General features: G+C 44.6%; 10 protein-coding genes. 6 read left to right on the top strand and 4 right to left on the bottom strand.

The genetic code is table 11. From position 1 onward, the window contains the following. Positions 1 to 220: 220 nt before the first annotated feature. The 3 genes from QUB66_RS22505 to QUB66_RS22515 all read right to left on the bottom strand — a co-directional run bounded on the left by QUB66_RS22505 (position 221) and on the right by QUB66_RS22515 (position 3,182). Positions 221 to 1,216 carry a glycosyltransferase gene (locus tag QUB66_RS22505; protein ID WP_332969809.1) on the bottom strand — a complete coding sequence of 332 codons (996 nt, stop codon included), beginning with the start codon at positions 1,214 to 1,216 and terminating at the stop codon, positions 221 to 223. A 356-nt stretch (positions 1,217 to 1,572) separates the two neighbouring features. After that, entirely contained in the window at positions 1,573 to 2,688 is a 1,116-nt protein-coding gene (gene mraY, locus QUB66_RS22510; protein ID WP_265240087.1) for a phospho-N-acetylmuramoyl-pentapeptide-transferase, read from the bottom strand. Positions 2,689 to 2,942: 254 nt separating this feature from the next. Beyond that, positions 2,943 to 3,182, bottom strand: coding sequence for a DUF3134 domain-containing protein (locus tag QUB66_RS22515; RefSeq protein WP_265240088.1), 240 nt, complete (start codon positions 3,180 to 3,182; stop codon positions 2,943 to 2,945). Positions 3,183 to 3,575: 393 nt separating this feature from the next. On the opposite strand from QUB66_RS22515, the gene QUB66_RS22520 reads away from it, so the two are divergent. Then, positions 3,576 to 5,255: a glycosyltransferase family 4 protein gene (locus QUB66_RS22520; protein ID WP_332969808.1), complete on the top strand. Its 1,680-nt coding sequence runs from the start codon at positions 3,576 to 3,578 to the stop codon at positions 5,253 to 5,255. Positions 5,256 to 5,557: 302 nt separating this feature from the next. Continuing rightward, on the top strand, positions 5,558 to 6,142 hold the full coding sequence (locus tag QUB66_RS22525; RefSeq protein ID WP_332969807.1) for a PAP/fibrillin family protein: 585 nt from the start codon (positions 5,558 to 5,560) through the stop codon (positions 6,140 to 6,142). 147 nt (positions 6,143 to 6,289) lie between these two features. Here the strand turns inward: QUB66_RS22525 and QUB66_RS22530 are convergent, their stop codons facing one another. After that, on the bottom strand, positions 6,290 to 6,547 hold the full coding sequence (locus QUB66_RS22530) for a hypothetical protein (RefSeq protein WP_332969806.1): 258 nt from the start codon (positions 6,545 to 6,547) through the stop codon (positions 6,290 to 6,292). 162 nt (positions 6,548 to 6,709) lie between these two features. On the opposite strand from QUB66_RS22530, the gene QUB66_RS22535 reads away from it, so the two are divergent. The 4 genes from QUB66_RS22535 to QUB66_RS22550 all read left to right on the top strand — a co-directional run bounded on the left by QUB66_RS22535 (position 6,710) and on the right by QUB66_RS22550 (position 11,788). Beyond that, positions 6,710 to 7,378 carry a Uma2 family endonuclease gene (locus QUB66_RS22535; protein ID WP_332969805.1) on the top strand — a complete coding sequence of 223 codons (669 nt, stop codon included), beginning with the start codon at positions 6,710 to 6,712 and terminating at the stop codon, positions 7,376 to 7,378. A 77-nt stretch (positions 7,379 to 7,455) separates the two neighbouring features. Next, on the top strand, positions 7,456 to 8,103 hold the full coding sequence (locus tag QUB66_RS22540) for a Uma2 family endonuclease (RefSeq protein ID WP_332969804.1): 648 nt from the start codon (positions 7,456 to 7,458) through the stop codon (positions 8,101 to 8,103). A gap of 178 nt (positions 8,104 to 8,281) precedes the next feature. After that, the gene (locus tag QUB66_RS22545; protein ID WP_332969803.1) at positions 8,282 to 9,097 is read left to right on the top strand and encodes a PD-(D/E)XK nuclease family protein; all 816 of its coding nucleotides are present in this window, start codon (positions 8,282 to 8,284) and stop codon (positions 9,095 to 9,097) included. Between the two features lie 123 nt (positions 9,098 to 9,220). After that, positions 9,221 to 11,788, top strand: coding sequence for a single-stranded-DNA-specific exonuclease RecJ (locus tag QUB66_RS22550; protein ID WP_332969802.1), 2,568 nt, complete (start codon positions 9,221 to 9,223; stop codon positions 11,786 to 11,788). Positions 11,789 to 11,808: the final 20 nt, after the last annotated feature.

An 11,808-nucleotide genomic window follows, 5' to 3' on the forward strand; every position in this document is an offset into this window, starting at 1 on the left:
AAGGATTGCCTGAAATTTTCATATTCGCTGATTCAGCATACTTATATACAGATAAACTCTACTTATATGATGCCAAGATTCAGACGGCGGTTGAAACCTGGTTTACACAAACGATGTTTGCCTCTGCATACCCAAGAGGACAACAGAGGTCTTCAACCCGCTTTCTAGTGGGTACAAGCCTGTACAGGCGCGGTTTATACCCCCTGTCTGGTTCTAAGGATTAAAGCTGCTCAATGTCCCGTGCTGCTAAAGGCAGTGTGGCTTGTCGCTGTCCGATCGCCCTTGCTCTCACATTCAAAAGACCGATCGGCGTATTGAACAAATCTACCAGATCGAGTTTGCAGATCATAATTTTAGCCGCAGCAATCGGTAATTCCTTTAACAACCACCTAGCCAGCCGATACAAATATTCTCCTGTTGTGAATTCTCGCATCAAATCCACGCCGTGGAGTTCGTGCAAATATTGATTCGACTCGCCGTAGCGATACCATTGACTGTGCAACTGTTTCAGTGTACTGCGGTGGCGGTGTCGGGCGATCGCACTTTCGGCAAAGTAAATTTTATAGGATGTTTCCCGCAAAATCCGCCAGCACAAATCCGCATCGCCACCACTCGTAAGGTACGGGCGAAATAAACCGACTCGTGCTAAAATCTGCCTGCGTACAGCTAAGTTTGCCGTTTGACCGTAGGGACAAAAAGGGTGAGCGAGAGTATGTTTTTGAGATAAAGTATTGTCGCGGGCTGCGTGTTTTTCTAAGACAGTGTTACCGGGAAGGGCGAGGATTTCACCGCAGGTAATTCCTATTTCTAAGTCAGCGAATGGTTTAACTAAATTTTCCAACCATTGAGTTTCGGGGCGACAGTCTGCATCGGTAAAGGCGATGATTTCGCCTTTTGAGGCGCGAATCCCTTGATTGCGGGCGGCGTAGGAACTTTGAATCTTATTTTCGCTGAGATTGCGAATGGTGATTTGATTATTACTTCCCTTCTTACTTCCCCCCCTTAGCAAGGGGGGGACTGAGGGGGGGTTAGATGCTGCTGCTTGAAGGATGGTGGAAGTGCGATCGCGACTTTTGTTGTCTACTAAGAGATATTCTACACTGTGTGGCGGGTAAGTTTGCGATCGCAGACACTCGATTAACTCCGGCAAATCCATCTCGCCATTATAAACAGGTATCACCACCGAAACAATCGGTAAAAACTGCTCATTGTTCATTAATCCTCTCTACTGATTTTTGAGTCAATCAGAACTAAAGTCACTACTACGAAAAACCTCCGCAAATCGGACACGGCAATGCCGTCTCTCTACAGATGCTCGCGTACAATCCATGTATAAACCTATTTTTCAGAATTGGTATTACCTTGAATTTTTGTGGAACAGGCATCTTGCCTGTTTTTTGGAGTCTGAAGTTGTTGTGGAACAGGCATCTTGCCTGTTTTTTGAGTCTAAAACGGGCAAGATGCCCGTTCCACAACTGCATTGAGTTCTTGTGGAACGGGCATCTTATTTGTTTTTTAACATGGTAGAAAACATCAGCTACATATGCTGTCAAGTTTATTAATAATCCGGTTTTAACTGTTACCAGTCAACATCAGAATCATCAACACTAACACCCCGTTAGTTAAATAAAAGATACCAACCACCTGAGTTTCCAACCAGCCGCAGAGTTCTAGATGATGGTGAAGTGGAGCCATTCTTAACAGACGCTTGCCGATGCCATCAGGGCCTTTTGTAGCTTTGTAATAACCTACTTGAGCAATTACTGACACCGTTTCAATCAAGAAAATCCCACTGATTATTAATAATATCCAAAGGCTATTTGTTAATAAAGCTACCGCACCCAAAGCACCGCCCAAAGCCAAAGCACCTGTATCGCCCATAAACACTCGCGCTGGATTGCGGTTGTGAGTTAAGAAGCCGAGACAACTGCCGCTAATGCAGGCGCAAAAAATCATTAATTCTGGCGAAGTTGAGGCTACAGATGCACCTAATCCCAAAAGTGCGATCGCCCCCAAGCCTCCCATCAACCCGTCAACACCGTCGGTAAGATTAGTAGCATTGCTTTCAGCAACTAACACAAAACCCGCCAGCGGCCAAAACATAAAACCCAAAGGTAATACCCAACCGAAAGGCAAAGCAATGTTCGTAGAAATACTTGGATTGTGTAAAATCAGCCACAAACAAAATATAGCTGCAAAACCTACTTGCAAAGCCAATTTCATCCGAGGTGAAATACCTTTATTCGACTTGCGGCGGAGGATTTGCCAGTCGTCAATCCAGCCGATGAAACCGTAAGCTAAAGTTAAAGCCGATACAGCAACAACATCTGAGTTAAATCTAGACCAGAGTAAAGCGACTGCGACTCCCGCAGGCACAAAAAAAACTCCGCCCATTGTTGGAGTTCCAGCTTTTTTCAAGTGGGCTTGGGGGCCGTCTTCGCGAATTATTTGTCCTGCTTTTAGTTCCTGGAGTAAAGGCACGACTATATAGCCCAAACCCGATGCAACTAAGGCACAAACAGCTATTGGCAGAAATAGCGATGCAGGCGAATTCAAAAATCTACCTGCTGATACATCTAAACCGATCGCTGCAATACAGAGCCCTAAACTCAGCAGGAGGAATAAATTCCTGCCCGTAAGCTTGAAAGGCATAGTAAAAGGGATTTTCTCATCCAAAAAGTTATCCATAACACTCCTCAACACACACACCATTGGAGAATAAGCAATTGATAATTGGGGAATAGGGTGCGATACAGGAGATGGCGAAATTTGTTAGTTTTTCTTCCCTGTTTCCGATTGATTCCTTGACCCGCAAAAAACTGGTACAAGCCCTAGACTTCATTAGTGGTCGATTTTCCCCAATTTTTAGACTCAATTTCGGTTTCCCGGATTTAATGTTGCAAGTGAATCTAAAATTTCAAATCGACTGACTATTTGACGAGTTATTCGTCCCCTGCACCTGCATCATCTTCTGCTTCTTCTTCTAAATCATCATAAGGACTGTCGTCAACTGCCATTAATTCAGAAATTTCTTCTTCGTGCAGATAGTCGGGTTCTTGGACATCCCTTGCTAAGAGGCGATTGTTAGATTCCAACCAGTCTAAAAGAGAAGATTGCTGCTTTAATGGAATTACATCCGCAGGCAAGTGACGAGGAATTTGGCGCAGAGATGGGTTATACATGATTCTCGGTTTCTAAAGACAAAGATGCGATCGAGTAGAACTAATGTTGTGCCGACTGACTGCTCCTTCGATAGAACACTTGCAAATCCGGCATTTAGCAGAGCTAAGGAATTATACCACAGACACTCTTTGGTTCCGGATCGGATAGGATGGCTTACTGATTCGGGCGATGCCCCAATCATGGGCCTAAGGATAACATTAAAATCCGATCTTGCCAATCCCTCTTTAGCCGTAAGTATTGTAATCTGAGACGATCGTCTTTTAAAGTATCACGGGACACCGGGCCAGCCAGCGGTTGAGCCAAAACAGTCTCCTGGCTGTGCGTCAAAGCCTGATAGCGAATACGCTCTACCTTCTTCTTCTTCAGCCAACTCTCAAACAATAAATCTCAGAATGGATACAACGGCGGCGGTTTTATACAACAAAGAGGGTTACGACACCGGAGGGAAAAAACTTCTAGGGCGTCATTCAGCCGGAGAAGGATTTCTCAAAAGCTTAGTCCAACACGGAACCGCTGACTCTCTCTACTGTTGCGCAGACAGCGAAGCAACTTTTAAGGAGTTTTGTTCGCGCATCCAACCTTGGCTGCAACAACCGCGGAAAGTCCGCTGGATTTCGACGGATCGACCAGATTTGCTATCTCAACCAGGTACAGTCTATCGACCCGATCCCGCCCTGGCAGATCTGGTTTGGGGGCGCAGATTTGTCGATCAGCGGGCTTACAGCGTTTGCGGTGTTACCCACACGATCGCAACTAAGTATGTCATGGAATCGATCGGCAATTTGATCACTGCACCAGTTCAGCCTTGGGACGCCCTAATCTGCACATCTAACGCCGTGAAAACAGCCGTAGAAGGAGTTATGACCGAGTGGTCTGAGTATTTAGCGCAGCGCAACGGCGGTAAACCGGAAATTTTGGTCAAATTGCCCGTTATTCCCCTAGGAGTGGATTGCAGCGCGTTTCCGCAGGGTGCAGAAGCAGTCGAGGTGGGCGATCGGCAACGGCAAGAACTCGGCATTTCTCCCGGCGATATAGTCGTGTTATTTGTCGGCCGATTGACGTTTTCTGCCAAAGCCCATCCGGTACCAATGTACATCGCCCTGGAACGCGCCGCCCAGCAGACAAAGGCGAAAATCCACTTAATTCAAGCCGGTTGGATCGAAGATCCGAGAGAAGAACCCGACTTTAAAAATAGCGCCCAAATATTTTGTCCGTCCGTAAATGCTATTTTTCTAGACGGCAGAAATCTAGAAATTAGAGTTAATATTTGGTCGGCTGCTGACATTTTTATTTCGCTTTCCGACAACATTCAAGAAACCTTCGGACTAACGCCAATTGAAGCAATGGCAAACGGACTACCAGCCATAGTTTCAGATTGGAATGGATACAAAGAATCAGTACGCCACGAAATCGACGGTTTCCGCATTCCCACACTCATCCCGCCGCCGGAAGCTTGTTTAGATTTAGCGCTAAATTATCACGACGGTAGCTTAAATTGGCCGACTTACATGGGTCACACTTCCCTCGCCACAGCCGTTGATATTGATGCCTGCACCCGCGCTTTGTGCCAATTAATTGACAACCCGGAATTGAGAAAGCGCATGGGGGAAAATGCGAGACAAAGGGCGAGGAAGATTTATGATTGGAAAGTCGTAATTGCAGCTTACGAACAGTTGTGGCGGGAATTAGCAGAAATTCGTGGTTCTGCACCAGAGTCAGCACCTGTAAAAGCCGGAAAACCGCCTTATCCGCTGGGCGACGATCCGTTTCGGGTGTTGGGTCATTATGCGACTAGAACTTTAACCAATGATATGATGCTGAGTCTGGGTGCGATCGCCACACCAGAACTTTTGAGAGAGTTGCAAACAATTTGGTTTACCAGTTTTGGTCAAGACAGAAGAATACCTGTTAAAATTCAGATAGAGATGCTGGATAAAATTAAGCAACAGGGTGCTGTCAGCGCGGCGGAACTTCTCAGGTGTTACGCCACAAATGAGCGAGAATCAGCATACCTATATCGGACGATGCTCTATCTTGTGAAATTTGGTATCTTAGTTATTGGTAATGGGTAATTCAGTTGACAGTTGACAGTTGACAGTTGACAGTAATTTAGAATGAGTAATCGAGCATTGTTCATACTAAATCCAATAATACTCGGCGGTTGAAACCGCGACTATACAAACGATGTCCGCCTCCGCGGACTGAAGATTAGAGTAAATTTAGGGTACGCGCTGGGCCCACAAAAGCCCAATCATAAACGTGGGCAAAAAAACGATTTATTTAGTCCCTGTGCATAAGTCATGGACTACTAACTAATGACTAATGACTACTGACTACTGACTACTGACTACTGACTACTGACTCTTAAAAAACTATGCTTAAAAAATCAGGACTATTAGAGATAATTGCTGGTAAGAATCGCGGTTTGCTAGCCACTGCAACCGACAAACAGGCGATCTTAAGTGCGATCGCCCAATTGGAAGATTACAACCCCACGTCTCGCCCCGTCGAAGCCGCAGAGCTTTTAGATGGCGATTGGCGGTTATTGTACACCAGCAGCCGCGCCCTGCTGAATATTGACAGTTTTCCGCTGTTAAAATTGGGTCAAATTTATCAATCCATCCGCGTCAAAGAATCAAAAATTTATAACATTGCCGAAGTTTACGGATTGCCTTATTTGGAAGGAATTGTCAGCGTAGCTGCGAGATTTGAGGCGACCTCAGAACGGCGAGTGCAGGTAAAATTTGAGCGATCGATTTTGGGTTTAACAAGGTTGATAGGCTATGAATCTCCGGCAAAATATATCGATGAGATTGAGTCAGGTAAAAAGTTTGCTGCTGTAGATTTCAAGCTGGATACTCGTGAACAGCAGGGATGGCTGGATATTACTTATTTGGATGGCGATTTGCGAATCGGGCGCGGGAATGAAGGAAGTGTTTTTGTGTTGACAAAAGAGTGATTTTGTGATGTTTGATTAAGTGCGATTTTTTACGAAAAAGTTGCAAGCAAACTAAGATTATCCAGGGAGGGATACAATCATGACATCAACAATCTGAGAAACAATGGGTAAAATTACTACAACGCTGACAATCGCGAATCATGCCGATCAAATTCGCTGTGAAGATGGTGCGATTATGGCTGAGCAAATACGTTCAATTACCATCAAAAATGTGCTAGTGGATACTGGGGCGACTACTTGATGCCTGCTGCAAGATGCGATGTCGATCGGATGCTGACGGCCACTTGCTGTGTCTCTCAACTCATGCCTCAAGCTTCGCTGCTGGTAGTCTTTGACTTGCAACCAGACTAAAAATAGCGGCTTTCCCCCCGCGATCGCCCCTCTAAAAGTAGAGGCTTTCCCCACAGGCGGCAAAGCTATCCCGAACAGAAATCGCCCCTCTCAAATTGGAAAGCTATATTAATTTGAGATTCAACTACAAACTCAAAACTAGGCTCTACGGGTTTTCATTGTTTAGCTAAAATCAGATAAGCTAGTATAAAACTATCCTCAATTTGTTGGTGAATTATGACTGTGACAACTGCAAAATTCATCCTTCCTGAAGCGGGCAAAATTCCACAATGGCAAGCCGCAACGTGGGAAGATTATGTAGCGGCTTGCGAAAATCCGTCTTTAGCAGAAGCCAGGATTTTTTTTCATGAAGGATATATTTGGATAAATATGGGTAATGAAGGGCCTCAACACGCCAGATTTAACGATCTATTTACTATCATATTTTTTGTGTGGTTTACCACCAAAATAGGACAAACTTTTGATTCTCTCAGCGGTTGTGTAATTGAGAAACCTCAAGTGGGTTCAGGTGCACCAGATAAAGTTTTATACATCGGCGGAGATTTCCCGCAGTGGCAAAAAGGAGAACCGCGCCGAATTAATCTCAATCAATGGCGAGTTCCCGATTTAGTGGGGGAGATTTCTGATACTACTTTGACGAGCGATTTGGATGAAAAAAAGCGCTTGTATGCTGCATTAGGAATTCCTGAGTATTGGGTAATAGATATTAAGGGTGTGAGAGTATTGGCATTTCGATTGATCGAGAATGGAAAGTATCAGGAATGTGATTTTTCGGTAGCACTTGAGGGATTACCAATTGCTTTGCTGTCCGAGACTTTGAAGCTTTTGGTTGAAGGAAATGGCACGGCGGCGATGTGGTTTGCTCAACAAATTGGGTATTTGTAGGTAGGTGGGGAAAGTGCGATTTTTAACTCTAACTTTGGTATGATTAGGAAGAAGCCATCTTTGCAGGGAATTAAAATATGGTATTACCCACAATTACTGAAGATACAATTTCCCTCGCAGCAGGAGACGAACTCATTCTGCGATTTAGAACTTGGCAAGATTACGAGGCATTGCTAGCTCGTCGAGGGGATAAGGCTGGATTGAGAATTCGCTACAGCAGCAAAACCCAAGAAATTAGAATTATGTCACCATTGCCCAAACATGGTAATCAAGCCGATTTATTAGCCGATTTGGTGAAAACTCTACTTCGGCATGAAAGGAAACATTGGCAATCTTTTACGCCAATTACGCTGAAGCGGATTAACCAACAGGGAATCGAACCAGATTACTGTTTTTATATCGACAATCGGGAGCAAATATTAGGAAAAGAGCGCATTGATTTAGAAACAGATCCACCCCCAGATTTAGGGATTGAAATTGATCTGATTTGCACGACAAAACCAGATGATTATCAAGCGATCGCACCTTTGGAACTATGGGTTTATCGTCAAAGTCAATTATCGATCTATCAATTGGAGTCGCAGCAGTACCGTGAGTCTCAAACGAGTCGGTGGTTTCCCGGTTACGATCTTAAAACCTTAATTCCTCAATATTGCGATCGCACTTGGCAGATTGGTTCTAGTGTGGCGCTGCGAGAGTTTGAACAGGCGCTGCGATCGCTATAATCCGTAGGGAATTGCTCGTTCATGTTTACTCTTCAGTCCGCGAAGGCGGACTTTGTTTGTATAGTCGCGGTTTCAACCGCCGACTCCTATGCTTTTCATAATTTGCACAACAAAATCTTACTTTTCATAATTTGCACAACAAAACTTTACCAAAAAACCAACAACATCACACAAAAAAATGCTCCGACTATCCCAAACCCAACTCAAAATCCTCGAAGAATGCCCCCGCAAATTCCAGCATAGCTACCTAGAACTACTGGCCACCACCGCCTCCCCAGAGCACAAAGAAAAACTCACATGGGGCAGCCACTTTCACCTATTGATGCAGCAGCGAGAACTCGGACTCCCCATTGAATATATCACCCAACAAGACCCAGAATTAGGACGTTGTGTAGCAGCCTTGATCAACACCGCCCCCGAACTTTTCGCGAATTCCGAAAATAGCGATCGCATTTTCCGCCAAGCCGAACACCCGCGCATCCTAATTTTTCAAGACTACCTATTCACCGTGATCTACGACTTATTAATCGCCGAACCAAACACAGCCCAAATTCTCGACTGGAAAACCTATCCGCGCCCTCAAAAATCTAAATGGATAGCCGAAAGTTGGCAAACTCGCCTCTATTTATATGTTTTAGTAGAAACCAGCGACTATTCCCCCGAACAAGTTTCTATGACATACTGGTTCGTACAATTACAAGGAGAAGAACCGCCGCAAAAACTTACATTTTCTTACAACCAAACAGAACACGATCGCACAAAACAAGATTTAAGCCAAATATTGCAGCATCTAACCGACTGGCGACAGCCTTATTCCGAAGGCGGCGAATTCTTCCCCCAAGTACAAATTAGTTCCAATCTCTGCGATTCCTGTCAATTCGCCACTCGCTGTAACCGCACCCAAGACAGCAAAGCTTCCTCATCAAATCTTCCAGCAGAAACTCCCGTAAATTGGCTGCCAAATCTTGCTATAATCGAGGAAATATCTATTTAACTAAAAATTTCACTATCCAAACTCTTTGGATCGTCGCTGGGTGGGGGCGGGTTTATAGATATTGTCGATTTGAATTAAAGATTGTTGGTGAACCCGCCCCTACAGGAATTTATGAAATAACCTATGACAGAATTACTTCAAAACTGGCAAAATCAACCCTTACCCCAACCCCCAGATTGGCTAATCCAAGCTGTCAGAAATCACGCGCCAGAACTTCCGGGAAACTATGCGGCTGCACTTCTCTGGTATAGAGGAATTCAAAACCCCGAAGAAATACCAGGTTTCTTAAATGCCAAACTTTACCAGCCAGCAAGTCCCTTTGAATTCGGACTAGAAATGAATTGGGCGATGACACGAATTCAGCAAGCAATAAACAATAGCGAAAAAGTCGCAATTTGGGGAGACTTTGATGCTGATGGCATTACCTCAACCTCTGTTTTGTGGGATGGATTGGGAGAGTTTTTTGCTCAAAATGACCAATTAACTTATTATATTCCTAACCGCTTAACTGAATCTCATGGACTCAATATTCCCGGAATAGATGCGTTAGCAAAATCTGGAATTAACTTAATTATTACCTGTGATACTGGTAGCACAAATATCGCTGAAATCAAATATGCCACTAGCTTAAACATCGATACAATTATCACTGATCATCATACATTACCAGACGATCGCCCGCCAGCGACAGCAATCATCAATCCCCGCTACTTTGATCCCAACCACCAACTGTTTAACTTGTCGGGCGTTGCGGTAGCTTACAAATTAATCGAAGCACTATATCACACATTGCCGGATATTCCGCAGCGCCCGCTTACGGATTTATTGGAGTTAGTGGCGATCGGCTTAATTGCCGATTTAGTCCAACTTACAGGAGACTGTCGCTACTTAGCACAACTCGGCATCGAACAACTGCAAAAACAAATTGCAAATCCCACTCGTCCGGGAGTTGCTAAATTACTCGAACTATGCAAACGAGCGGGCGATCGCCCAACCGACATTTCCTTCGGCCTCGGCCCCCGAATCAACGCCGTCAGCCGCATCCAAGGCGACGCCAGCTTCTGCGTAGAACTCCTCACCAGCCGCGACAAAAAACGCTGCGAAGAACTAGCAAATTTAACCGAAATTGCCAACACCAGACGCAAATCTTTGCAAAAAGATGTGGCTAAAGATGCAGCCCAAAAATTAGCTAAACTCGACATCTCAACCACCAGCGTGATTGTCCTCAGTGACCCACAATGGCCCGTAGGAGTATTAGGATTAGTTGCGGGACAAATCGCCCAAGAATACGGCCGCCCGGTAATTTTATTCTGCACAGAAGGTAGCGAAGAAATCAAAGAAAGTCTTCCTGACACTCAGCTTATCGATTCTTTCAACCCCGATTCGCAAAAACTTTCCCAATCTAAAATTCCAAATCCCAAATCTAAAATCGCCCGCGGTTCTGCCCGTTCAGCAAATCAAATCGACCTTTATAAATTAGTCAAAGATCAAGCACATTTATTGGATAGATTCGGCGGTCATCCCTTCGCCGCCGGATTGAGTCTCCCTGTTGAAAATATTCCTTTATTTACCGATGCTGTAAATCAGCAACTGCGACAACAATACAGCATAGATAGTTTAACAGCCGCCCCTGTTCAAGCCGACTTAAAAATTACTGTCGCCGAATTAGGCAAACAGTTATTTCAAGAGTTAAAATTGCTCGAACCCTGTGGAATGGGCAACCCCGCACCTAAATTGCTGATTGAAAACTGCTGGTTTAAGAATATCTACAATAGGAATATTAAAGATTCACAAGGAAAAGAAGTAAAGTATATCAAAACTTCTTTTGAAATTTGGGATGAATCTAGCGATCAAGGATTTTCAGGCATTTGGTGGGGACACTATCGAGACGAAGTTCCCGAAGGGCGGTGCGATGCCACTGTTGAACTCGATTTTAATACTTATACATCGGACTATGAAGTGCGGTTGATATCAGTGCATTCCCGCACGGAAGAGGGCAAAATTAATTCCCCAACTAAAATAGATTGGATCTTAGACTGGCGTAATAGAAATAATGATCAAGAGTTGTTAGCGGTTAGCACAAACTTGGAATCTCAAATTTCAGCGGACAATCTAGCTGACAATTCAGGAATGCTCGATCGCGAAAAATCAATTATCCTTAAAGAATGCCCCGCAAGCTGGGACGAATTGCGCGTGTGGTTTCGGCAAGCACAGCAGAAGCAACAAAAACTGGCGATCGCCTATACATTGCCGCCATTCGTAGCCCCACAGCAAATCTGCCAACAGCTAATCGGCATCGCCAAATACCTCAGCCGCACCAAAAAACCCGTCACCAGACAGCAACTCCGCCAAAAACTCGCCATCAGCGACACTTCCCTGCAACTAGGGTTTACCACATTAAAACATCTCGGTTTCAAAGTCAATTATCGCGATCGAGCTTTCCACATCACCAGACAACCCGAAACCAGAGAAATCGGAGATCACATCTCCAAAACCTTATTTTCTAGCCCCTCAACCCAATTCTCAGAGCAAAATTCCCCCATCGCCGCCCGTTATGCAGCGCAATTCCTAGCAGCAGTCTCTGAAGAACAATTCCGCAGGAAATATTTTTGTGAAGTACCCATTTCTACCATTGTGTCGATCGCGCGAGAGACCATTTTTCAAGAAGATTATACAGAAAATCCCTTTTAATTGATATCTGCCACAATGAT

The organism is Microcoleus sp. A2-C3 (genome assembly GCF_036706065.1).
In the GTDB taxonomy this organism is placed as follows: Bacteria; Cyanobacteriota; Cyanobacteriia; order Cyanobacteriales; family Microcoleaceae; genus Microcoleus.